26 protein-coding genes are annotated in these 23,004 nt (G+C 44.2%); all 26 read left to right on the forward strand.

From position 1 onward, the window contains the following. Positions 1-859: 859 nt before the first annotated feature. Positions 860-1,267, forward strand: a complete 408-nt coding sequence (gene flgB / locus MKX40_RS11145) for a flagellar basal body rod protein FlgB (protein ID WP_339241571.1) — start codon at positions 860-862, stop codon at positions 1,265-1,267. A gap of 6 nt (positions 1,268-1,273) precedes the next feature. Further along, positions 1,274-1,723, forward strand: coding sequence for a flagellar basal body rod protein FlgC (gene flgC / locus MKX40_RS11150; protein ID WP_253433759.1), 450 nt, complete (start codon positions 1,274-1,276; stop codon positions 1,721-1,723). 58 nt (positions 1,724-1,781) lie between these two features. Further along, on the forward strand, positions 1,782-2,093 hold the full coding sequence (gene fliE / locus MKX40_RS11155) for a flagellar hook-basal body complex protein FliE (RefSeq protein ID WP_253433762.1): 312 nt from the start codon (positions 1,782-1,784) through the stop codon (positions 2,091-2,093). A 137-nt stretch (positions 2,094-2,230) separates the two neighbouring features. Next, on the forward strand, positions 2,231-3,814 hold the full coding sequence (fliF, locus tag MKX40_RS11160; RefSeq protein WP_339241576.1) for a flagellar basal-body MS-ring/collar protein FliF: 1,584 nt from the start codon (positions 2,231-2,233) through the stop codon (positions 3,812-3,814). 11 nt (positions 3,815-3,825) lie between these two features. Then, positions 3,826-4,842 (forward strand): flagellar motor switch protein FliG, encoded by a 1,017-nt coding sequence (fliG, locus tag MKX40_RS11165; RefSeq protein WP_047842476.1) that lies wholly within the window; start codon positions 3,826-3,828, stop codon positions 4,840-4,842. After that, positions 4,835-5,698: a FliH/SctL family protein gene (locus MKX40_RS11170; protein ID WP_253433768.1), complete on the forward strand. Its 864-nt coding sequence runs from the start codon at positions 4,835-4,837 to the stop codon at positions 5,696-5,698. The genes fliG and MKX40_RS11170 overlap by 8 nt, the downstream gene beginning before the upstream one ends. Beyond that, positions 5,685-7,004, forward strand: coding sequence for a flagellar protein export ATPase FliI (gene fliI, locus MKX40_RS11175; RefSeq protein ID WP_339241579.1), 1,320 nt, complete (start codon positions 5,685-5,687; stop codon positions 7,002-7,004). Before MKX40_RS11170 ends, fliI begins: the two co-directional genes overlap by 14 nt. An 11-nt stretch (positions 7,005-7,015) precedes the next feature. After that, positions 7,016-7,468 carry a flagellar export protein FliJ gene (gene fliJ, locus MKX40_RS11180; RefSeq protein WP_339241582.1) on the forward strand — a complete coding sequence of 151 codons (453 nt, stop codon included), beginning with the start codon at positions 7,016-7,018 and terminating at the stop codon, positions 7,466-7,468. 43 nt (positions 7,469-7,511) lie between these two features. Further along, complete coding sequence (locus MKX40_RS11185; RefSeq protein WP_339241584.1) at positions 7,512-8,453, forward strand: kinesin; 942 nt, start codon at positions 7,512-7,514, stop codon at positions 8,451-8,453. 40 nt (positions 8,454-8,493) lie between these two features. After that, entirely contained in the window at positions 8,494-9,882 is a 1,389-nt protein-coding gene (locus MKX40_RS11190; RefSeq protein WP_339241586.1) for a flagellar hook-length control protein FliK, read from the forward strand. A 19-nt stretch (positions 9,883-9,901) separates the two neighbouring features. Further along, positions 9,902-10,459 (forward strand): flagellar hook capping FlgD N-terminal domain-containing protein, encoded by a 558-nt coding sequence (locus MKX40_RS11195; protein WP_339241587.1) that lies wholly within the window; start codon positions 9,902-9,904, stop codon positions 10,457-10,459. Further along, on the forward strand, positions 10,456-10,839 hold the full coding sequence (locus MKX40_RS11200; protein ID WP_339241589.1) for a TIGR02530 family flagellar biosynthesis protein: 384 nt from the start codon (positions 10,456-10,458) through the stop codon (positions 10,837-10,839). The genes MKX40_RS11195 and MKX40_RS11200 overlap by 4 nt, the downstream gene beginning before the upstream one ends. An 81-nt stretch (positions 10,840-10,920) precedes the next feature. Continuing rightward, complete coding sequence (flgG, locus tag MKX40_RS11205; RefSeq protein ID WP_036609361.1) at positions 10,921-11,739, forward strand: flagellar basal body rod protein FlgG; 819 nt, start codon at positions 10,921-10,923, stop codon at positions 11,737-11,739. Positions 11,740-11,809: 70 nt separating this feature from the next. Then, positions 11,810-12,031, forward strand: coding sequence for a flagellar FlbD family protein (locus MKX40_RS11210; RefSeq protein WP_076208897.1), 222 nt, complete (start codon positions 11,810-11,812; stop codon positions 12,029-12,031). Next, positions 12,031-12,489, forward strand: a complete 459-nt coding sequence (locus MKX40_RS11215; protein ID WP_339241590.1) for a flagellar basal body-associated FliL family protein — start codon at positions 12,031-12,033, stop codon at positions 12,487-12,489. The genes MKX40_RS11210 and MKX40_RS11215 overlap by 1 nt, the downstream gene beginning before the upstream one ends. Before the next feature lie 40 nt (positions 12,490-12,529). Next, positions 12,530-13,528, forward strand: coding sequence for a flagellar motor switch protein FliM (fliM, locus tag MKX40_RS11220; protein WP_253433786.1), 999 nt, complete (start codon positions 12,530-12,532; stop codon positions 13,526-13,528). Continuing rightward, positions 13,518-14,792 (forward strand): flagellar motor switch phosphatase FliY, encoded by a 1,275-nt coding sequence (fliY, locus tag MKX40_RS11225; RefSeq protein ID WP_339241591.1) that lies wholly within the window; start codon positions 13,518-13,520, stop codon positions 14,790-14,792. Before fliM ends, fliY begins: the two co-directional genes overlap by 11 nt. Before the next feature lie 28 nt (positions 14,793-14,820). After that, on the forward strand, positions 14,821-15,186 hold the full coding sequence (locus tag MKX40_RS11230; RefSeq protein WP_017689175.1) for a response regulator: 366 nt from the start codon (positions 14,821-14,823) through the stop codon (positions 15,184-15,186). A gap of 11 nt (positions 15,187-15,197) precedes the next feature. Further along, positions 15,198-15,734: a flagellar biosynthetic protein FliO gene (locus MKX40_RS11235; RefSeq protein ID WP_339243021.1), complete on the forward strand. Its 537-nt coding sequence runs from the start codon at positions 15,198-15,200 to the stop codon at positions 15,732-15,734. Further along, positions 15,731-16,486 carry a flagellar type III secretion system pore protein FliP gene (gene fliP / locus MKX40_RS11240; RefSeq protein WP_315936325.1) on the forward strand — a complete coding sequence of 252 codons (756 nt, stop codon included), beginning with the start codon at positions 15,731-15,733 and terminating at the stop codon, positions 16,484-16,486. The genes MKX40_RS11235 and fliP overlap by 4 nt, the downstream gene beginning before the upstream one ends. 25 nt (positions 16,487-16,511) lie before the next feature. Then, a complete protein-coding gene (gene fliQ / locus MKX40_RS11245) occupies positions 16,512-16,781 on the forward strand; it encodes a flagellar biosynthesis protein FliQ (RefSeq protein WP_047842485.1) in 270 nt (89 codons plus the stop codon). 10 nt (positions 16,782-16,791) lie between these two features. Then, a complete protein-coding gene (fliR, locus tag MKX40_RS11250) occupies positions 16,792-17,580 on the forward strand; it encodes a flagellar biosynthetic protein FliR (RefSeq protein ID WP_339241596.1) in 789 nt (262 codons plus the stop codon). Beyond that, positions 17,577-18,686 (forward strand): flagellar biosynthesis protein FlhB, encoded by a 1,110-nt coding sequence (gene flhB, locus MKX40_RS11255; protein WP_339241598.1) that lies wholly within the window; start codon positions 17,577-17,579, stop codon positions 18,684-18,686. Before fliR ends, flhB begins: the two co-directional genes overlap by 4 nt. Positions 18,687-18,711: 25 nt before the next feature. Continuing rightward, the gene (flhA, locus tag MKX40_RS11260; protein ID WP_339241599.1) at positions 18,712-20,745 is read left to right on the forward strand and encodes a flagellar biosynthesis protein FlhA; all 2,034 of its coding nucleotides are present in this window, start codon (positions 18,712-18,714) and stop codon (positions 20,743-20,745) included. Continuing rightward, entirely contained in the window at positions 20,742-22,094 is a 1,353-nt protein-coding gene (gene flhF / locus MKX40_RS11265) for a flagellar biosynthesis protein FlhF (RefSeq protein ID WP_339241602.1), read from the forward strand. The genes flhA and flhF overlap by 4 nt, the downstream gene beginning before the upstream one ends. Continuing rightward, entirely contained in the window at positions 22,091-22,978 is an 888-nt protein-coding gene (locus MKX40_RS11270; RefSeq protein ID WP_339241604.1) for a MinD/ParA family protein, read from the forward strand. Before flhF ends, MKX40_RS11270 begins: the two co-directional genes overlap by 4 nt. Positions 22,979-23,004: the final 26 nt, after the last annotated feature.

Genomic DNA, 23,004 nt, shown 5'->3' on the forward strand with positions numbered 1-23,004 from the left:
TTACTGTATGCATATCGTTTATTTTTATTTCCATCTAAAGGATTTGAGTGTTACAACCGATAAAAGAGGTGGGGTTGTTAACGGATCGACAAAACCTAGGACTTGTGCCGCATGTATACGGAATTAAAACCTATCGGAGTGGTCGTTATTCGTCGTATCTGTATCCAATGATTACCATTAAAAGAATTCTACTTATTCCAAGTCTGGTTATCGGTTTAGTCGATAGATTGGTAAATGTTGCGTAAATGCGCAAAATGATGAATTATAGAAAACTGTGAAGTTACAATTTATTTTCTTGAGATTAAAATATATAGACTCTGCTTAATTGTTAAGAAAGTGTTGTGTGGGAAAGTCGAGTTTTCTTAATTGTTGAAACATAACTTGTCAATTGATTAAGATACAGCTTTATATGCATACCTATGATAATGCACGTAAACCCTTAGTATAACGGCAAAAAATTCTAACATTAACAACGATGAAATATTCGGAAATATACATAATAACGAGCGCTATACGCTCTTGTAGGGACTTGAAAGTATTTTTTTATTTTAAGAATGTTTAAGGACAATAAGGAAGAGTATTAACAGACTTTTGTTTTGGGACTGAACATTTACGAAAAAATTCATAATTTGCAGAAAATACACAAAAAGCCCTGTCTTTCAGAAAAGATAGGGCTTTTTTCTTATTGTAATAAATCCCAAACTCGAAGAAACTTATGTTATACGACAACATCAGAGTTAATTCTACTTAAGTCCTAGAAAACCGTGTAAAGACGAATGTTTTTGTCGAAAAAACATAAGAATTTTCAAGGGGAAATATTCAATGTTTTTCCATAACTTCTAAAGAGAGGAGGGGGATTGTGAATCTTTTAAATGATATCAGCTTTAAAAGATTGCAGGGTGCACTCGATGCGTCCAATATCAGACAACGAACGATTGCTGACAACATCGCGAATGCCGATACCCCGTATTTCAAGCGCTCAGACGTTTCTTTTGAAGAAATGTTGCAAGGGCAAATGAATGGAGATATGCCTGTTCTTAAAGGTAAAGTCACTGATGCAAGGCATTTTGTCATAGGTCCTTCCTCTTCCGTACCAACGCCAGTAGTTAATATGGACCAGTCAACATCCATGAATAACAACCAGAATAATGTCGATATCGACAGAGAAATGAGTCTTCTGGCGGAGAATCAGTTGCGTTATAACGCTTATATTCAGCAAGTGAGCGAACAAATTAAAATGATGCGTGTTGGCGTGGAAGGGAGATAACCTAAATTGAACATTAGTAATAGCTTTAGTATTAGCAGCTCAGCATTGACGGCCCAACGGTTGCGAATGGACGTTATATCTTCTAACATTGCCAACGCAGAGACGACGCGCGCGAGCGTATCCAATGGTGAAGCGGTTCCTTACAAACGCAAAATGGTCGTACTTGAGCCGAATAAAACGTCATTCGGTACGATGCTGCAAAATCAGATGAGAGGTAGCGGCTCAGGAGATGGTGTTAGAGTAACCGAGATTCGTGAGGATCAGTCACCATTGAAGCCTGTGTATGACCCTACTCATCCAGATGCCAACGCTGAAGGATATGTATTTATGCCTAATGTGGATATTGCAAAAGAAATGGTCGACATGATCTCTGCTTCGCGTTCCTATGAAGCAAACGTGACAGCACTGAACTCAACCAAAGCGATGATCTCCAAAGCTTTGGAGATTGGAAGATAATTTACTTCGAAATAAAAATAAGAAAGATACAAACCAGGGATGAAGGGGAGGGACATTAATGATTCAGAACAACATGTTTAGCACACAAGGTATACAACCGCTACAGATGAAGAATGCAACCGAAAGTAAGCCTTCTACACCAGCCGAAACCATTCAGAGCTTCGGTACATACTTACAGAATGCATTAGGGTCCGTCGCCGCACAAGAGACTCAATCGCATGAAATGTCGAATCAATTTTTGGTCGGCAAAGCGAATGTGGATCAGGTGATGATTGCTTCAGAGCAGGCCTTGTTAAGTCTACAACTCACAACTCAAGTCCGAAACAAAGTGGTCGAAGCATACCAGGAAGTTATGCGAACGCAATTATAAGATAACCTACTTGCGCTTCGATAATAGCGCTGATCATTACAACAAAGCAGCTGCGATGCTGCTCCTGATCCTCAACCTGTGGAACGGCTAAGGTTGAGTAAGGACAGACTAAGCAAAGTTTCGGATGGGGTGACAGAGTGAATGAGAGAATTGCCCAGTACAGGGATAAGGCATCCCAGTATTGGAATAGTTTTAGCAAAAAGCAAAAAGTATTATTTATATCCACCTTCCTGTTTCTGATTTTGGCTGCAGTTGTACTCACGATGCAATTGTCCAAGACCGAATATGAAGTTGCTTTTACAGACTTGAATGCAAGTGATTCAGCGGGCGTTATCAGTTATCTCGATTCATCCAGCATTCCATACAAATTAAGTTCAGATGGCAAGACCATATCCGTACCAAGTACAAGTGTTGCAATTGCAAAGGTGAATGTCGGATCTCAAGGGATTATTCAGAATGGTTCATTGGGGTATAAGTCATTCGAGGAGTCATCATCCCCCATTGGGATGACGGATAAAGAGTTTGATGTAAAATACAACAACGCTATAAACGGAGAAGTAGAACAGTTACTTCAGCGGATGCAAGGCATACAGGATGCTAAAGTACTGGTGAATATGCCGAAAGATAACATTTTTGCCGGTTTAGAAGAACAGGACAAAGCATCAGCATCGGTAGCTCTCCAATTTAAACCGGGGTATCACCCAAATCAGGCAGCAGTAGATGGCTACTTTAACTTGGTTAAGACTGCAATTCCTAATCTGCCTATTGAGAACATCACCATTACAAACACAGATGAAGCAGAATTGATTCCAACTGCCCGTGGTGGCAGTGGCGGGTTGTCTTCCGAAGTTCAAGAAAACATGGCTTTACAGAAAAAGTTTGAAAACGATGTCCGCAATAACGTAAAGCAATTTCTTTCCCAGATTGTAGGCGAAGACAAAGTTAATGTGTTGGTAGCCTCCAAGCTTAATTTTGATAAAGAAACACGCAAAGAAAATCTGGTCACACCTGTTGATGTAGAGAATATGAAAGGCATCGAGATCAGTGTGCAGGAGATTCAAAAGAGCTACACTGGGGCAAGCAACCCAACTGGTGGTGTTGCTGGCACAGGACAAGAGGAAGTTCCTGGTTATCCATCATCTGATGCAACAGGTAACTCCACCTCAGAAGAATCATCAAGTACTATTAACTACGATGTTAATCGAATCGCCAAGGATATTATTTCCAGTCCGTATACTGTAAAAGACTTAACCATTAACGTTGCAGTTGAACCACCGGATGGAGAAACAGAATTACAGGGACCTGTTCAAGACGCGATTGAGAACATTCTGGTTAACATTGTGCGCGCTTCATTGGCAGACTCAGGCACTGTAATAAGTGACGCTGATCTGACAAAGAAAGTTTCAGTCATGTCACAAGGGTTCCAGGCTGCATCAACAGCAAATACAGGCTTCCAGTTGTCCCCAGCCATGATGTGGGGCGGAGGCGCACTCATAGCGGCATTGATCGCAGCGGTTGTTATTTTGTTAGTACGCCGTCGCCGCAAACAAAACGAAGTCGAAGAAGAAGAGATTCCTCTTCCAATAGCAACAGAGTTCCCGTCCATTACGCTGGACAGTGTAACGAACGAAAGTCAGGTGCGCAAACAATTGGAGAGTTTGGCCAAGAAAAAGCCAGACGAATTCGTCAATCTGCTGCGTACATGGCTGGCTGACGAATAGAGGTGAACGCATTGGCGAAGGCAAGCAGTCAAGGTTTGACTGGAAGACAAAAAGCAGCAATTTTGTTGATTACATTAGGTCCGGAAGTGTCGGCTCAGATCTTCAAACATCTGCGTGACGAAGAGATTGAGCAATTAACGTTGGAGATTGCCAACGTTCGCAAGGTTGATTCTTCTGAAAAGGACATGATTATGGCCGAGTTTCACCAGATCTGTCTGGCGCAGGAATATATCTCTCAGGGCGGTATCAACTATGCGAGAGAAATCTTGGAGAAAGCTCTGGGTTCATCAAAAGCACTTGAAGTCATTAACCGTTTGACAGCTACACTGCAAGTCAGACCGTTTGACTTTGCACGCAAAGCGGATCCGAATCAAATTTTGAACTTTATTCAGAATGAAAGTCCGCAAACGATCGCGCTGGTTCTCTCTTATCTTCAGTTCGAACAGGCTGCAGCGATTCTATCATCTTTGCCACAAGAGAAGCAGGCAGATGTTGCTCGCCGAGTGGCGGTTATGGATAGTACTTCGCCAGAAGTCATCTCTCAAGTGGAGCGAGTTCTGGAACAGAAGTTATCTTCTACCGTAACCCAGGATTACACCAATGCGGGTGGTATTGAATCGATTGTACAGATTCTGAACGGAGTCGATCGTGGTACAGAGCGTACCATTTTGGACTCGCTTGAAATTCAGGATCCGGAGCTTGCAGAGGAAATCAAAAAACGCATGTTTGTATTCGAAGATATCGTCAATGTGGATGATCGTTCTATCCAGCGTATTATTCGTGATATCGACAACGCTGATCTGCAACTCGCACTCAAGGTGGCAAGCGAAGAAGTTCGGGATGCGGTGTTCCGGAACATGTCGAAGCGGATGTCCGAAACATTCAAAGAAGAGATGGAGTTCATGGGTCCTGTGCGATTGCGTGATGTTGAGGAAGCTCAGACACGCATTGTAGGCACGATACGCAGATTGGAAGAAGCCGGTGAGATCATTATCGCACGCGGTGGAGGAGATGATATCATTGTCTAATTTGATTAAATCTTTCCAGTATGTACCCGTTGATGACCACAAAAAACTTGAAAACCATCATCATTATGGTGGTGACGAAGAGTCTGAGACGGAATTATCCGGTGATCGTGCTGAAGGTTCTGAAGCAGAGACGCTTCAAGCACGCGTGGACGAAGAAACACAACGTCTTACCGCAGAAATGCTGGAAGATGCCAAGGAGTTTGCAGAAAAGCAAGTACGTGAAGCTTCAGAAGAGGCAGAGCGCATGCTTCAAGAAGCCCGTGAACAGATCGACAGCTGGTGGCAGGAACAACGACAACAGGATGAACATCTGACCGAAGCGCTTCGTTCACAAGGTTTCCAACAGGGTTTTGAAGAAGGAAAAGTACAAGCTGAAGTAGATCTCCAGGTGCAGATCGATAAGATGATGATTGAAGCTCAGGAAGTACTCAAGGAAGCTTATGTAGCTAAAGATCAGATCATTCAGGAAGCCGAACCGTTCCTTGTGGATCTCGCTTGCGGGATTGCTGAGAAAGTCATTGATAAGCAACTTACCATTGAACCTGATCATACACTGGAATTGATTCGTCAGAGTTTGTCACGTAAACGGGAGCAGGGGTTAATCACACTTTGTGTGGCGCCCGATCAGTTTACATTTGTACAGGCAGCTCGTGAAGAATTGTCTCTGTCTATTGACTCTCAGGCAGAACTGCAGATTTTGCCTGATTCAACAGTCAAAGATAAGGGATGTGTCATTCGTTCTTCGTTCGGAAGTGTAGATGCTAGAATTGATACACAGCTTGCTGAGATTAAAAAAGAACTGGTCCGCATAGCACTTGAGGATGAGGAGCGAAGAAATCAACATGAAGGTTCTTAGTTCACAGCGATATATGGAACATTTGAAGCAATTCGATCCTGTTCGTATTAACGGCAAAGTTACTCAGGTCATTGGTCTTATGGTGGAGTCAGAAGGGCCAGATGCAAGTATCGGTGACGTATGTTATATCTATCCAGGTAAATCGGCCAAGCCTCTTCAAGCCGAAGTCGTTGGGTTTCGGGATAACAAAGTGTTGCTTATGCCGCTGGGTGAACTTCAATCCATTGGTCCTGGTTGCGATGTAGTAGGTACGGGCAAGCCACTGGGTGTTCAGGTGGGCTCCGAATTGCTCGGTAAAGTATTGGACGGACTTGGACAACCGCTGGACGGCTCACTCCTTCCATCAAGAATGCCAATGTACTCCACCTCCAATACTCCGGTCAATCCAATGGATCGTCCACGTGTACTTGAAACGATGGGTGTTGGTGTAAGAGCTATCGATGGATTGCTGACTGTAGGTAAGGGACAGCGTGTGGGCATTTTTGCTGGTTCTGGTGTTGGTAAGAGTACATTGATGGGCATGATTGCTCGTAATACAGCAGCGGATGTTAACGTCATCGCGCTTGTGGGTGAGCGTGGACGTGAGGTGCGCGACTTTATTGAACGGGATCTGGGTCCGGAAGGACTGGAACGCTCCGTAGTCATTGTTGCAACTTCAGATCAGCCTGCTCTGATTCGGATCAAGGGAGCAGTTATTGCGACCACGATTGCAGAGTATTTCCGAGATCGTGGAATGAACGTGATGCTCATGATGGATTCGGTCACTCGATATGCGATGGCACAGAGGGAAGTTGGTCTGGCCGTAGGTGAACCTCCGGCAATGAGAGGATATACGCCATCGGTTTTTGCAAGTTTGCCCAAACTGCTTGAACGAGCGGGTACAGGACCTACAGGCTCGATTACAGCCTTTTATACGGTGCTGGTTGATGGTGATGACATGAATGAACCGATCGCGGATGCGGTAAGGGGTATTCTGGATGGCCACATTGTGTTAAATCGATCCATTGCGAACAAAGGACATTTTCCAGCGATTGATGTGCTAGCCAGCATAAGTCGTGTTATGAAGGATATTGCTCCGGAAGAGCAGTTGGAAGCTGTTAATAATATGAAACGTTTGATGGCTGTGTACAAAGAATCGGAAGATTTGATCAATATTGGGGCTTACCAGCGGGGATCAAATGCAGCCATAGATGAATCGATAGACCAGATTGATAGTATATGGAACTTTACCAAGCAGAAAGTCGACGAGAAAGTCACCTTAAGTGAAGTGCAGGAACGTTTGATTCTTGAATTTGCAAGGAGATGAATGGGTAAACGATGAAATTTCGATATCATTTCCAGAAAGTTGTTGACTTGAAGAGTAATGAAAAAACACAGGCAGAATGGATGTTATCCACAGCGATCGGTAAACTTCAGACGGAGGAAGAACATCTGATACAACTTCTTAATGACAGAAGTAATCTGGTCGCCATTATCCAATCTGCTACGGAAAATAAAGCGTCTGTAAACAGTCTGCAGGAGATGCAGCGTTATGTACATCACCTTGACGAGTGCATTTCACGCAAAAACAGTGATGTTAAACATGCTCAGGTCAACGTGCAGCGGAATCAGACATTTCTCAACGGTAAGATGATTGACGAAAAAGTATGGCTTGGAGCGAGAGACAAGGCCAAAATCAAATTTCAGCAGGAGATGCTCCTCCGGGAACAGAACGATCTGGACGAGATGGCTACTGTACGCTTCGCTGCCAAAGCCGGACGCGCGAATTGATGTGAGCCGGACGCGAAGTTGTCTCGTGAAGGAGGAATGAACGATGGCTGTTAAAGATGATAGCGACATGGAAAAAGAGTCGGGAGGCGGTTGGGAAAAGTTTCTCATGATTTCAATCCCGATCGTATTCACCGTAGTATTGCTAGGTGTATTACTTACCCTATTTAATGTAGATATTCGTAATAACTTGTTTGAATTCGCCAACAAAATACCGGTAGTCAAGGAATGGGTACCTGATCCTGTACTGGATCCAGAGAAAGAAAAGCTGGAGAAGAGTGAGCAGCAGGTTGAAAGTGCTGAAGCCACAATCGAAAAGCTGAAGTCCCAGGTGACGGCTAAAGAAACAGAGCTCAAAGCAGCACAGGCAGCGACAACCACCGAAGCGAAGAAAGCAACGGAGCTTCAGAAAAAGTTGGATGATGCGGAAAAAGCGGCTGAAACCGCAACAGCGGCAGCGCCTGAAACGGAATCCGATTATCAAAAGCAAATCAAAGATTTGGCAAAGATGTATGCTGATATGAGCCCGAGCAAAGCTGCACCGATCCTGCAAAATATGACGAATGAAGAAATGGTTTTGTTATTGAATGCCATGCAATCATCTGCTCGGACCAAGGTGCTTGAAAAGATGGATCCGAAAACAGCAGCCGATGTGACCATGATGATGAAGGATGCCAAACCGTCCGGCGATCTGGCACTGGATGCACTGCAATCCCGATTGAAGAAGGAAACCGCAGCAACTTCAACTGCATCCACAACGACAAGCAAAAACCTGGATAAAAATCAGCTTAGTCAAACATTTGCTTCGATGTCTGCTTCAAGTGGTGCCAAGTTATTATTGGAAACATACAAGTTAAGTCCTGATAAAACATTGACCATCCTGAATTCGGTAGATGATGCAACACGCTCTCAATTGCTTGAGAACATGTCTTCAGAGGACTCGGTTGAAACTGCAAAAATTTTGAACAGATTAATGGGCAACAAATAGATCTCATTACACTGAACTAACCGAGAGGAGGTGAAAATAAATGTCGATTGTATATCAAATGGCATCCACAGCATCTGCAAAAGCAACGGGAACAGGTCAGGCGACTGGAGCACAATCGAAAGGTTCAGCTGCAGGGGCTAGCGGTGAATTTCTCCAAACTCTTGCACAATCGTTATCTGGAGGAAACACAGAAGGTGATAGTTCAAGCGCTGCTGGAAGTTTAACTGCTAATCCGCTGATGTTTTCCTTTGCTGCGAGTGAAGAAGGGGAAGCGACATCAATCACGGATATACTGAATTCGTTGTTCACGGACTTGGATTCACTTGACGAAGCTTTGGAAAATGATCCAGCTCTACTTGCAGGTTTACAAACTCTGATTCAACAGATGTATACACAATTAAGTAATCCTTCAGGTTCTAATGCGGAAGGCTCCGACGAACCTTCGAACGGAGCGGAAAGCATAAATACAGTACCTGCAATTGAACTGTCCCAACATCCGGCAGCAGTACGTTTTGTTCTGCAGGATATGCTTACACAATTAGTAGCCGGAATGAATGATCCTGAGAGTAACGTTGCGAAGAACGCTCCGGAATTCAAGCAACTACTACAATCTCTGCAGGGTCAGCTTCAAGAGGCTGGAGTGGATACTAGCCATAACAAAGGATGGACTCAACTGAAATCCATACTGGAAACATTGACTGCAGTTAAGGATCAGACTGCACAAGTCGCTCCAAGTACTTCACTTCAAGCACCCAAACAGGATTTGGTCGTACCTCAGGTTCTTGTTGCGGCAGTGGCAAACACTGGAAGCCAGGTGAAAGATGAGACGGAGACGACATCTGCTTCGAATGCAGGTGGAGAAGTCGAACACTCAACGATCATTACTGCGGGAGAACTGTCCTTGCGTTCATCAGGTACAACAGCAGGGAAACCGGCTGAACCTGTAATGCAAACATCACAGTTTGCCAAAGAAATGACACAATTTGTAGTCAACAAGCTGGATATTGTGCAGCAAAAAGGATTTTCCGAGGCGACCATCTCACTGCGGCCTGAGCACCTAGGGAAGTTGGATGTTCAAATCACCTTGCAGAATGGGCAGTTGGTTGCACGGTTTATGACTGAACATACGATGGCCAAAGACATGCTTGAACAGCAAATGACACAGCTGCGTTCTTCACTTCAAGCCCAGGGAATTCAAGTGGAACGACTTGAGGTTACCCAGAACAGTTCAATCGGATCACAGATGTATCAGGACGGAGGCCGTCAGCCGGGAAGTAATTCTCAGCAACAACGCCGTTCGCGTGAGCGTGAGGAACAATCGGATGATGCTATAGCTACAGCAGGAATTCAGGAAGAATTGCGTAACTGGCGTAGCGAACAAGTCGATGGAAATGAATTACAGAGAGATACGTTTAGTGCAGAGGCTTAAACAGAAATGAGGTGAGCAAATGGCTAACGAAATTGTTTCAATGAATAATACCTGGCCGAATTATTCGGCAGCCAATAAAGCAACCACAAGTGCTGCAACAAAAGAATTGGGCAAAGATCAGTTTCTAAAAATCCTGATTACCCAGCTGCAAAATCAAGATCCTATGCAGCCGATGGAGGATAAGGAATTTATCGCTCAAATGGCACAGTTCAGCTCCGTGGAGCAACTGGTCAATATTTCTACACAGCTTAAAACATTGAACCAGTCACTTGGTGCTGTATCCGGCATGATTGGCATGGAGGTAAGTTGGCTTTCTTCTAATAAAGATGACAACGGAACTCTTCGTCAGGGTATTGTGGATTCCATCATTGTAAGAGATGGTGTTCAATACGCAAAAGTGGGCAACGACGAGATTAAGCTGGAAGAGATCATTCAGGTGAATTATCCAAAACAGGCAGAAGAGAGTCAAACTCCGGTACAGAACGTTCAAGGCGTAGCCCCTGAAACGAACGAGAGCCAGGAAGTTGAATCATCCGCTGAACCGGGTGATACGGAAGATAGCGGGAAAACGATATGAGTGATCGCATAACGGTTGGACAATTATATGGAGGCCCGATTACACCGAATATGCTTCAAAGACCCAAAACGGGAGAATCTTCGGCTGTCCCGGAAAAACCCTTTGCCAAGGTGCTGGAAGACAATCTTCTGAAATTGAGCAATCATGCTGCCAAACGATTGGAACAGCGAGGTATTGAGCTCAAGACCGAGCAAATGGAACAGATTGGTTCTGCTTTGGACAAAGCTGCTGCCAAAGGAGCCAAAGAGTCATTGATTTTAATGCAGGATATGGCTTTTATCGTCAATGTCAAAAATCGTACTGTGGTTACAGCTATGGATAGTGAAAGCATGAAGGATAATGTGTTCACTCAGATTGATAGTGCTGTAATCATTTCTTGACCGGCTGGCCCTTCTCGGGAGCCGGAATGCCGCTGACCGACTGATGCGGTAACCAAATGAAGACTGGGAGGATTTTTAAAAATGTTGAAATCAATGTACTCAGGCGTTTCCGGGATGCGGGGTTTTCAAACAAAACTCGACGTAATTGGTAACAATATTGCGAACGTAAACACGGTTGGCTTCAAAGGCAGTCGGGTTATGTTCAAAGATATTATGAGCCAAACGACCGCAGGGGTAACTGCCCCGACTGATGCTCCCTCTGGTGGTGTCAATGCAAAACAAATCGGTTTAGGTGTATCGGTAGGATCTATAGATACACTGCATCTCGCAGGAAGCCCAATGACTACAAACAATCCGACGGACTTACGTATTAATGGAGATGGCTTTTTCCTTGTCTCCTTGGGTGGAGATCAGGAAATTCCTTACTTGACACGTGCAGGGGACTTCCATGTTGATGCTGCTCGAAATCTTGTAACTTCAGATGGTTTGTTCGTCTTAAGTAGTGAGGGAGAGCCTATTACAATTGGGGATGATGTTGTTTCGTTCACCATCGGTCAGAACGGTATGATTAACCAGACTATGGCTGATGGAACAATTGAAGGTGATACTCAGATTGGAATAGGGAAGGTAGTTAACCCAGAAGGATTGGAAAAAATAGGCGGAAACCTATATCGTATGACAGCTAACGCTAATCCTGACGGTACTCTTGATCCTTTGACAGCAAACAGTGCTGAGGACGGAACAGGAGCGATCATTGCTGGACAGCTCGAAATGTCAAACGTGGACTTGACTGGTGAATTTACTGAGATGATCGTAGCTCAGCGTGGATTCCAGGCCAACTCCCGGATCATTACAACGTCGGATGAAATACTTCAGGAAGTTGTTAACCTGAAACGTTAATAGCTGATTAATGAATTTTTTTAAAATGTGGGGGAGCTTGCTCCTCCCACTCTGATCAAGGGGGCTTAGCATGATTTCGGTTACGCGGTTAAATGGTTCTCCCATGTGGTTAAATGCGCTGATGGTTGAAATAGTGGAAGAGACGCCGGATACGTATATTACTCTGGTAACTGGAAAGAGACTGATTGTGCTTGAAAAAGCCGATGACGTTATTTCCAAGATTAAAGATTACAACCGTGAAATCGGGGTTCAGGCAGCCACTATTAAAGTGCAGCAAACGGAGGAATCCTGATGAAAAAAATGATGCCCTGGCTTGCAACGATGTTGCTTGCAATAACACTCATTGTGGTGGTTGTGTTTGTATTTATGCAAGGACAGAACGGGAATAAGGACGACACACATACGGCGGCAGCTTCAGAAAAGAAGATGACTGCGGATGAGATTGTAGAGGTTTCCTCTGAGCTTGGAGAAATTAAAACCAACTTGGCTGATACGGATCATGTTGTAGTTGTCAGCTTCTCATTCAAGTTGTCAGACAAAACAGCCAAAGAAGATTTTGAGAAAATTAAAGAAATTACAGTGAAGCCTATTATCATTCAGACGTTTGCGGATACAAAGTCTGAGGAGCTGGCTACAGCGAAGGGCCGAGTACAATTTAATGAGAGATTGACCGGACTAATTAATGAAGCTTTACCTGAAGGTAAGTTGAGCAGCACCAGTTTTTCAGCTTTTGTAATGGCGCCAATGTAAATGAACAGAACACGCTGTAGACCTGTAAGGGGGTGAGAACATGGTGGATGTATTATCACAAAATGAGATTGACGCCCTATTAGCAGCCCTTTCTTCTGGTGAGATGGATGCGGAAGAATTGAAGAAGGAAGAAACTCAGAAGAAAATCAGATCGTACGATTTTAAGCGGGCAGTGCGTTTTTCCAAAGACCATATCAGAAGCTTGACTCGTATTCATGAAAACTTTGCACGCTTTCTCACCACTTATTTTTCAGCCCAACTGCGGACGTTCGTTCAAATCAATGTCGTTCAGGTCGAACAGTTGCCTTATGATGAGTTTATCCGTTCTATTCCTAAGATGACGATATTGAACATTTTTGAAGCGGAGCCACTACAGGGAAGAATGGTGATGGAAGTCCATCCGAACGTGGGATATGCGATGTTGGATCGCCTGCTTGGTGGAACGGGGAGTGCTCCGACAAAGATTGCATCGATGACGGAGATTGAAACGACCATCATGGAGCGAATATTCAGCCGTGCATTTGAAAGTTTGCAGGAAGCATGGAAGACCGTGTTGGATATTTCCCCAAGGATGGAAGCGCTCGAGACCAATCCGCAATTTATGCAGATTGTATCTCCCAATGAAACGATTGCTCTGATCTCGCTCAGCACCAAAATTGGTGACACGACAGGCATGATCAATCTATGTATACCGCATGTCGTTCTTGAACCTATTATGTCACGGTTGTCCACTCATCAGTGGTTTGTTTCGGAGAAGAAAACCAGAGCTCCGGAAGAATATGATGCTTTAAGAGAGCGTGTGAACAAAGCCAAATTACCCATCGTTGCGGAATTGGGAGAATCCAGAATTTCAATTGCAGAATTTCTGGGTCTGTCCGTTGGTGATGTCATTACGTTGAACAAACCAGTGGATGAGGGACTTTCCATTAAAGTGGGTGACAAACTGAAATACATGGGCAGTCCGGGGACAATCAAGGACCGTGTGGCTGTGCAAATAGACGAGATTGTCACCGAAGGAGTTGAAGAATTTGACGAGTAAGGATTATTTATCCCAAGAAGAAATCGATGCTTTGCTCAGGCAATCGGAGTCGATAAACAGCTCGGAGCCCGCTGAAAAGACGGTTGATGATTTTTTGACCGAGCTGGAGCAGGATGCCTTGGGGGAGATTGGTAACATTACATTTGGTAGCGCGGCAACAGCCTTATCCACGCTATTGGGCCTCAAAGTAGATATTACAACACCTAAAGTTTCTATTATTAGTCGAACGCAGTTTGAAGAAGCTTTTCCCAAGCCGCATGTTGCCGTTCATGTGAATTACGTGGATGGATTTGAAGGCATTAACTCGCTTGTTATCAAGAAGAGAGATGCTCAAGTCATCGCTGATTTGATGCTGGGTGGCGAAGGAAATCCGGTCGATGAAGAACTGAACGAAATCCATATTAGTGCAGTACAGGAAGCAATGAACCAGATGATGGGTTCATCTGCAACTTCAATGTCCACGATTTTTAATCGTTTTGTGAATATTTCTCCTCCGGGAATCGATATTCTCAATCTGGAGAGTGGAGAAGGTGTAAGTAATCTCCCGGCAGATGAGACTCTTATCCAAGTTTCATTTCGTTTGTTAATCGGGGATCTGATTGATTCCAATCTGATGCAGTTGCTTCCAGTGCATTTTGCCAAAAACATGGTAGATATGTTGATTGGAGGTGCTCAGGAGTCAACTGCCAGCGCACCAGTGGCATCAACCCCTGAACCTGCACCAGCACCCGTACCCGCAACGCCACCACCAGTGGCTGAGCAGCCGCCCGTTCAACACCAGCAGCCCCCACAGGCTCCTCAGCAGCCTGTTCAGGACTATAACGGATATGGACAGACTCCGATGGGGATGCCGCAAGGAATGCCGCCACAGCAGCCGTATGGCATGCCACCGCAGCAACCTTATGGTGCACCTCAACATTATGGTGGAATGCCAAATAGGAATGTTAACGTACAGCCAGTTCAATTCGCCAATTTACAAAATGGGGCGTACGGTCAGGTAGACGAAAACAATTTGAATTTATTGATGGACATTCCCCTTAAAGTCACCGTAGAATTAGGAAGGACCCAGAAGCAAATTAAAGATATTTTGGAACTGTCACAGGGTTCGATTGTCGAACTGGATAAGTTAGCCGGGGAACCTGTCGATATTTTGGTGAATAACAAACTGATCGCCAAGGGAGAAGTTGTCGTTATAGACGAAAACTTTGGTGTTCGTGTTATAGATATCGTTAGCCAATGGGACCGAATTCAGAAATTACAATAAGCACAATTTAGGGAGGACTTGAATCAAGATGGCAAACCGAATTTTAGTCGTAGACGACGCTGCATTTATGAGAATGATGATCCGGGACATTTTGTCCAAAAATGGATATGAGGTTGTTGGTGAGGCACAGGATGGTTCACAAGCCATTGAGAAATTTAAAGAGCTTCGTCCGGATCTGATCACAATGGATATTACGATGCCTGAGATGGATGGCATTGCAGCTTTGAAAGAAATCAAGAAGATTGATGCTAACGCTAAAGTGATTATGTGCTCGGCCATGGGTCAACAAGCAATGGTAATCGATGCTATTCAAGCAGGTGCCAAAGACTTTATCGTTAAACCGTTCCAATCTGATCGGGTTATCGAAGCGATTAGCAAGACACTGGGCGTTTAAGAGACATGATGATGGCTCAGGGTGATATACCAGGAGGAGCTGGCGCGGGAACCAATTATTATTTACAGCTTGTATGGGTGATTGTTGTCCTGGCCGTCATCCTGGCCCTTATTGTCTATCTGATCCGGTTCTTAAACAAACGGAATCAGCAGTGGTTACGTCATGGCACGATTCGTACCCTGGGCGGGGTTGGACTGGGGCAAAACAAGTCGCTGCAAATTATGGAAATTGGTGGCGTTGTATATCTGCTTGGTGTAGGTGAAGACATCCAGTTGATAGATAAGGTTTCGGACCTGGAAGAGGCGCAAAGAATCATTGATTCCTTCGAACGGGATGCTGCTTCACAACAAGGGAATCTCTCACCTCTCATTGCCAAGCTCACAAAACGTTTCCGTAGAGAAGAACCGCCGAGGGAAATGGAACTAGAGGACACAACTTCTTTTCACGAAATGTTTGAATCCAAACTTCGGCAGATGCCTAACCGTAAAGAGAAGATGGAAAAGCTCCTGGATAAAGACAATACTACAGATCGGTCGAGGGATTCATGAAGAAAAAGATTTGGTTAGCGTGTTGTTTATTAGGACTTATCAGTCTGGCATCTGTAACGGTTGCCTTTGCCGAACCTATTCCGAATATTGATATTCAGATTGGGAACGGAGATGGAGGGACACCAAGCACGAGTTCACTGTCCATTATACTGTTAATTACGGTGCTTAGTATTGCTCCGGCCATGCTTGTGCTGATGACCAGTTTTACTCGGATTGTGATTGTACTAGGTTTTGTACGTACATCTTTGGGTACACAACAAATGCCACCCAATCAGGTGCTCGTCGGTTTGGCGCTATTTCTGACACTTTTCATTATGTCGCCAACGTTGTCTTCCATAAATCAGGTAGCGCTTCAGCCCTATCTCCAGGGAGATCTTACGCAAACCGAGGCACTTGAAAAAGCAGCGGATCCGATAAAGAAATTTATGTTTAGTCACACCAGAGAAAAAGATCTTCTGCTGTTTATGAAGTACAATCAGACTGAACAACCCAAGACTTATCAGGATATCCCAATTACTGTTATGGTGCCGGCATATGTAATCAGTGAGTTGAAGACAGCATTCCAGATGGGATTTATGATTTTTATTCCGTTTCTTGTTATAGACATTGTTGTTGCGAGTACACTCATGGCAATGGGCATGATGATGCTTCCGCCGGTCATGATCTCATTACCTTTCAAAATACTGCTCTTTGTCCTTGTGGACGGGTGGTATCTGGTTGTCAAGTCACTGTTACTGAGTTTTAACACTTGATCCGGAAAGTTAAAGGAGGACGGTCATGACTTCGGAATTTATTATCGGTCTGGCCGGGAAAGCGGTATACACGTCATTGCTGGCCAGTGCACCCATGCTTATACTAGCTCTGGTTGTAGGACTTGCAATCAGTATTTTTCAAGCGACAACCCAAATTCAGGAACAAACATTAGCTTTCGTGCCAAAGATTGTTGCCGTACTTTTGGCGGTACTTTTGTTTGGACCTTGGATTTTGAATATCTTGGTCGATTTTACGTTTAACATTCTCGATAATCTATACAGATACATAGGGTAGGCTTTAGCAGATGGAGACATTATTGCAAAGTTTCCCTGTCGCTCTGCTTATGTTTTGTCGAATCACATCATTTTTTGTAACTGCGCCGGTTTTTTCGGCTCGAAATGTACCCGCTTCAGTTAAAATTGGACTCTCTGCTTTTGTCACATTGACCGTATATATGACATATGGCATAAACCAGACAGTACCCACGGATCTGAGTTATATTTTGCTCATCATCAGAGAGATTCTAATAGGTTTGCTTTTGGGATTTGTTGCGTATCTATTGATGACAGCTGTACAGACAGCAGGTGCTTTTATTGATATACAAATTGGTTTTGGTATTGCGAACGTATATGATCCAATGACAGGTGCTTCAGCACCGCTTACAGGTAACTTCAAATATGCATTCGCAGTGCTTTTATTCCTAACCATGAATGGACATCATTATCTCCTGGATGCCCTTGTATACAGTTATCGCTGGATCCCGTTGTCGAATGTATTTTTCATAAGGCTGGCCGATGGAAGTATTGCTGAATTTTTGATTCGTACGCTAGGTGAATCGTTTATGCTTGCGTTTCAGATGGCTGCACCTATGGTAGTTGCGTTGTTTTTAACGGATGTAGGATTAGGATTTTTGGCAAAAACAGCTCCTCAATTTAATGTGTTTGCTGTCGGAATGCCGCTTAAAGTGCTCGTCGGGCTTGCTATTTTGCTTTTGCTGGTTCCCAGCTTCGCCTTTGTATTTGGTCAATTGTTCGAAGTGATGTTCAGATCCATGGAAAAATTGCTTGGGACCATTGGGCAAAGGCCGGGATGAGTGAAACGGAGGACAAGATTCGAATGAAACTTCAACTCGACCTCCAGTTGTTTTCAGGGGAAAAGACGGAGAAAGCTACCCCAAAAAAGAGACAGGATACACGTAAAAAGGGACAGGTTGTCAAAAGCATGGAGATATCAGGTGCCTCGATTCTCCTGTTTACCTTTTTAATCATGATGGTTTTCAGTGATTTTTACAAGGAGCGTACGGTTCGACTCTTCACGGATATCTTCATCAATCGGTTGAGCATGGAAGTCACTGATGAAAATGTAATGTCACTTATGATGCGATACGGTATAGAAGTGATGTTGTTGCTTGCTCCTGTTCTGCTTGGTGTAGCATTAGTTGCTCTGATCGTTAACTACATGCAGGTAGGTTTTCTACTTGTAGGTGAAGGTTTAAAGCCGAAGCTGGAGAAGTTGAATCCGATTAAGGGATTCAAAAATATTTTTTCTCTTCGTTCGTTGGTCGAATTTGCTAAATCCATTTTGAAGATGACCATCATTGGTTATCTTGTGTATAGCACAATCACAAGTTACCAGTCCGATATTGCTTCACTTTCTCATTTTTCAATGGATGCCATTTTACATTTTGCTGCTTCAATTACTTTAAGTCTTGGAGTCAAGATTGCGGTAGCTCTGTTGGTACTTGCGATCTTTGATTACATGTATCAGAAGTATGATCATGAGAAGAAGATCCGTATGTCCAAGCAGGACATTAAGGATGAGTACAAAAAAATGGAGGGTGACCCGCTGATCAAAGGTAAAATCCGGGAACGTCAGCGTCGTATGGCTATGCAGCGTATGATGCAGGAAGTACCGAATGCGGATGTAATCATTACGAACCCAACTCACTTTGCAGTTGCATTAAAGTATGAAGGTTCCGAGATGGAGGCACCACAGATTATTGCCAAAGGTCAGGATTATGTTGCCTTGCGAATCAAGGAAATTGCCAAAGAAAACGGTGTTATTACGATGGAAAACAAGCCGTTAGCACGGGCGTTGTTCCAGAGAGCCGAGATTGGTGACGCCATACCGGCCGATTTGTTCCAAGCGGTAGCCGAAGTGCTAGCTTATGTATATAAACTAAAGGGCAGAACGAAATAAAAGGGGATCGGAGGCCGTACATTCATTGAAAATTAAAGATATAGCTGTCCTTGCGGGTATCATTGGCATTGTGTTAATGATGATTCTCCCGATCCCGACCTGGCTGTTGGACTTGTTACTGGTCGTCAATATTTCAATTGCTCTGATGATACTCCTTGTTGCCATGAACAGCAAAGAAGCATTGCAGTTTTCTATTTTTCCGGCTTTGCTGCTGATCACTACACTATTCCGACTGGCACTGAACATTTCCACAACCAAGTTGATTCTTGGTAATGGTGATGCAGGAGCTGTAGTTGCTACCTTTGGTAGTTGGATTGCTGGAGGGCAAATTGCAATTGGATTTATCGTGTTTTTGATCCTCGTTGTCGTTCAGTTTATCGTTATTACCAAGGGTTCTGAACGCGTAGCTGAAGTTGCTGCTCGATTCACTCTCGATGCGATGCCTGGTAAACAAATGAGTATTGATGCGGATCTGAATGCAGGTCTGATCAACGAGCAACAAGCTCGTGAGCGTCGTTCCAAAATTGAACGTGAAGCCGATTTCTATGGAGCGATGGATGGAGCAAGTAAATTCGTAAAAGGTGACGCAATTGCAAGTATTATCATCCTCCTGATCAATCTTATCGGTGGATTTATTATCGGTATGACTGTACATGGGATGGCTTTCGCAGATGCAATGTCAACGTACTCTGTTTTGACTATTGGAGATGGATTGGTAAGCCAAATCCCTGCTCTGCTTATTTCCACAGCAGCAGGACTTATTGTCACCAGAGCGTCATCAGAAGGAAACTTGGCAGATGATATTACGGGGCAACTGTTTACATATCCAATACTTATTTATATCGTAGCTTTCGTTATTGCCATGCTCGGTTTCTTTACGCCAATTCATGTTATTACTACGCTTCCGCTGGCAGGTGTGTTGGCATATGCCGCGTGGCGCATGCAGAATAATTTGAACTTGAAACAGGAAGCGGAAGAACAGTTGGAAGAAGAACAGCAGATTGAAGAGGTCAGAAGTCCTGAAAGTGTAATTAACCTGCTTCAGGTGGACCCTATTGAGTTTGAATTTGGTTATGGTTTAATCCCGCTTGCTGATAATCAGCAGGGTGGGGACTTGTTGGATCGGATCATTATGATTCGGAGGCAGTGTGCTCTTGAACTGGGGTTGGTTGTTCCGGTTATACGGATTCGAGATAATATCCAGCTCAGACCCAATGAGTATGTGATCAAAATCAAGGGTAATGTGGTAGGTGGCGGAGAGCTGCTGTTGAATCACTACCTTGCTATGAGTCCAGGTTATGATGAGGAGTCCGTGACAGGTATTGAAACGACAGAGCCTGCTTTTGGACTTCCGGCACTATGGATTGATGAAGTAACCAAAGACAGAGCGGAACTTGCAGGATATACGGTCGTAGACCCGCCTTCCGTTGTGGCTACACATCTGACGGAATTGATCAAAAAGCATGCGCATGAGTTACTTGGAAGACAAGAAACGAAAGCCCTTGTGGATAATCTCAGAGAGAACTATTCTGCCCTGGTGGATGAACTGATCCCTTCACTGCTTTCCATTGGTGATGTGCAGAAAGTACTTGCCAAGTTATTGCGTGAGAAAATATCCATTCGTGATATGGTTACCATCTTCGAGACACTAGCTGACTATGGTACATATACGAAGGACCCTGATGTGTTAACCGAATACGTCAGACAATCCCTCTCACGTCAAATTACTCAGCAATTCTCACAGAAAGGTGAGACACTTCGGGTGATCACCGTTGGACCTGGTCTCGAGAAGAAAATTGCTGAAAGTGTGCAACAATCGGATCAAGGTAGCTATCTTGCGCTAGATCCTGTTTCTACACAAAGTGTTTATCAGAAGCTGAGTGAACAAGTGAACCGTTTGATTCAATCAGGTCAACAACCTGTTGTATTAACTTCTCCAACCATTCGGATGTATCTGCGTCAGGTTATTGAACGTACTATGCAGGACATTCCTGTGCTTTCCTACAGCGAATTGGAGCCGAATGTTGAAATTCAAAGTATCGGGGTGGTGAACTTATGAGAGTAAAACAATACGTTGTTGAGACCATGCCCGAAGCTATGCTTCAAATTCGCAAAGACCTGGGAAGTGATGCCGTCATTCTGTCCACCAAAGAGATTAAGGTGGGCGGTGTGATGGGAATGTTTCGCAAAAAACGGATCGAAGTTGTAGCTGCAGTGGATAAGGAAGAAAACAAGCAAACGACAAAGCCTGTACAAAATCAATTCACACCTGTACCTCGTGCATTTGTACCTGAAGCTTATCGGCAAACAGCACGTTCGTTTGTTGAGGCTTCTGATGAGTCGGCGACAACGAATACAGCTGATCAAAGTGTACAGGAACAATCTGCTGCCGCGTCATCTGTGTTTGAATCGCGTAATATCAGTTCAGACATAGACAGCGGCTCAGGTTCTTCAAGCACGGATCATAAACCGCGACCGCAAGGGGCGGATTTTTCGGGTTCAACAACTGCGACGAAGCCAACAGGTACAGACCTGCAGCAGGATAAGTTGATGACTGAATTGCAGGATCTTAAACAGATGGTGACCAGGCTTTCTAAGCAAGGTACTTCCGCGGACCCTCTGACAGAGGAACTGCAACCGATCCGAGAACGTCTGACAGAACAAGATGTTTGGCCTGAAGTTTGGGAAGCCTGGTTCGATTCAATCCAAACAAGATTGTCTGAGGATGAATTGAAGGAACAGGATGTAGAACGCGTTGTGAAGCTTGAGGTCATGCACTTTTTGGAGCAGCGTATTGAAGAAGGCATCCTTCCTACCACTCGAATCGTCTATGTTGCTGGACCAACAGGTGTAGGAAAAACAACGACAATCGCAAAATTGGCTGCTGAGCAAATGTTCAAAAAACATCGTAAAGTTGGATTCATTACATCAGATACGTATCGGATCTCGGCGGTAGAACAGCTTAGAACATATGCATCTATATTGAATGTTCCACTTGAGGTGGTGCAATCGCCCGGGGATACACAACGTGCCATTTCTCGATTAGAGAATTGTGACTTGATTTTTATGGATACAGCAGGTAGAAACTACAGAAATGAATTGCTTGTTTCGGAACTGCAAAGTTTGCTTGCTCCGGTAGAGAATAGCGAAACCTTTCTGGTCATGAGTATGACTTCCAAAAGCGCTGATATGGTTCAGATTACGGAACATTTCAGTAAATATGGCCTGGATAAGGTGATTTTCACCAAAATGGATGAGACTGGGAGCTGCGGTCCGTTATTTAATTTGTTACACCGTTTTCCACTCAAGCTCGCATATGTGGCTAATGGACAAAATGTTCCGGACGATTTGTTGAAGCCGGATGCAGATTCATTGTCTAAACAGTTGCTGGGAGAAGGGCCACAATGAAGGATCAGGCAGCTGCACTTCGAAATATGGTCTCCGCGCCATTGGAATTGGAAGGTATTGAGCGAGATATTCGATCCTCTAAAATCATTACTGTGGCCAGTGGTAAGGGAGGTGTTGGTAAATCCAATTTCACACTGAACTTTGCCTTGGCACTGCAGGCTTTGGGGAAAAAGGTACTTGTATTTGATGCCGATATTGGAATGGCTAATATTGATGTTCTTATGGGTACGTCTTCTTCCTATAATCTTTATCACCTGTTATACCGACAAAAATCTATAAGGGAGATCATACAACTGGGTGCCAGCGGCTTGCCTTACATTGCTGGTGGATCGGGCATGAAAGAGTTATTCTCATTGTCTGATCGTGATCTGGAGTTCTTCGCCAGTCAAGTGGAGGATATTGCCCAGGAAATGGATTATGTCATCTTCGACACTGGGGCAGGACTCTCCAGGGAGAATATGAAGTTCATCGGTGCTGCCGATGAATGCCTGATTATAACCACACCTGAACCGACTTCAATAACCGATGCTTATGCTTTAGTCAAAGTTATGCACGGCCAGGAAAATGCTACGCCCTTTCGGATGATCGTTAACCGGGTGGAGGACGAACGAGAAGCGGAACGGGTGGCAGATAAAATAGCTGGAGTGGCAAGGCGGTTTTTGCAGACGGATATTCCGCTGCTTGGGTATATTTCGGAAGACGCCCAGGTGGTCAAGGCGGTTAAAAGGCAAATGCCCTATAGTCTGGCTTATCCCAATGCCAAAGCCTCCAAAGATATAGAGAAACTTGCTCTTCGTTATCTGGCTGTACCTGCAACTCCGGGATCCGGAACCTTGACAGGAATCAGGGGATTTATGAATAAGTGGCTTAAACGGACAACATGATTTCTGAAAAAAGGAAACAGGGGTGA

The sequence above is a fragment of the Paenibacillus sp. FSL R5-0517 genome, assembly GCF_037974355.1.
Classification (GTDB): domain Bacteria; phylum Bacillota; class Bacilli; order Paenibacillales; family Paenibacillaceae; genus Paenibacillus.

What these genes read in the sequence shown, in the direction of transcription:
- fliQ (WP_047842485.1), top strand. Translation starts at nt 16,512, where the DNA reads ATGACTTCGGAATTTATTATCGGTCTGGCCGGGAAAGCGGTATACACG.
- MKX40_RS11235 (WP_339243021.1), top strand. Translation starts at nt 15,198, where the DNA reads ATGGCTCAGGGTGATATACCAGGAGGAGCTGGCGCGGGAACCAATTAT.
- flgG (WP_036609361.1), top strand. Translation starts at nt 10,921, where the DNA reads ATGTTGAAATCAATGTACTCAGGCGTTTCCGGGATGCGGGGTTTTCAA.
- fliJ (WP_339241582.1), top strand. Translation starts at nt 7,016, where the DNA reads ATGAAATTTCGATATCATTTCCAGAAAGTTGTTGACTTGAAGAGTAAT.
- MKX40_RS11185 (WP_339241584.1), top strand. Translation starts at nt 7,512, where the DNA reads ATGGCTGTTAAAGATGATAGCGACATGGAAAAAGAGTCGGGAGGCGGT.
- MKX40_RS11190 (WP_339241586.1), top strand. Translation starts at nt 8,494, where the DNA reads ATGTCGATTGTATATCAAATGGCATCCACAGCATCTGCAAAAGCAACG.
- MKX40_RS11215 (WP_339241590.1), top strand. Translation starts at nt 12,031, where the DNA reads ATGAAAAAAATGATGCCCTGGCTTGCAACGATGTTGCTTGCAATAACA.
- MKX40_RS11210 (WP_076208897.1), top strand. Translation starts at nt 11,810, where the DNA reads ATGATTTCGGTTACGCGGTTAAATGGTTCTCCCATGTGGTTAAATGCG.
- MKX40_RS11200 (WP_339241589.1), top strand. Translation starts at nt 10,456, where the DNA reads ATGAGTGATCGCATAACGGTTGGACAATTATATGGAGGCCCGATTACA.
- fliE (WP_253433762.1), top strand. Translation starts at nt 1,782, where the DNA reads ATGATTCAGAACAACATGTTTAGCACACAAGGTATACAACCGCTACAG.
- MKX40_RS11270 (WP_339241604.1), top strand. Translation starts at nt 22,091, where the DNA reads ATGAAGGATCAGGCAGCTGCACTTCGAAATATGGTCTCCGCGCCATTG.
- MKX40_RS11195 (WP_339241587.1), top strand. Translation starts at nt 9,902, where the DNA reads ATGGCTAACGAAATTGTTTCAATGAATAATACCTGGCCGAATTATTCG.
- MKX40_RS11230 (WP_017689175.1), top strand. Translation starts at nt 14,821, where the DNA reads ATGGCAAACCGAATTTTAGTCGTAGACGACGCTGCATTTATGAGAATG.
- fliI (WP_339241579.1), top strand. Translation starts at nt 5,685, where the DNA reads ATGAAGGTTCTTAGTTCACAGCGATATATGGAACATTTGAAGCAATTC.
- fliR (WP_339241596.1), top strand. Translation starts at nt 16,792, where the DNA reads ATGGAGACATTATTGCAAAGTTTCCCTGTCGCTCTGCTTATGTTTTGT.
- flhF (WP_339241602.1), top strand. Translation starts at nt 20,742, where the DNA reads ATGAGAGTAAAACAATACGTTGTTGAGACCATGCCCGAAGCTATGCTT.
- fliP (WP_315936325.1), top strand. Translation starts at nt 15,731, where the DNA reads ATGAAGAAAAAGATTTGGTTAGCGTGTTGTTTATTAGGACTTATCAGT.
- flhB (WP_339241598.1), top strand. Translation starts at nt 17,577, where the DNA reads ATGAGTGAAACGGAGGACAAGATTCGAATGAAACTTCAACTCGACCTC.
- fliM (WP_253433786.1), top strand. Translation starts at nt 12,530, where the DNA reads ATGGTGGATGTATTATCACAAAATGAGATTGACGCCCTATTAGCAGCC.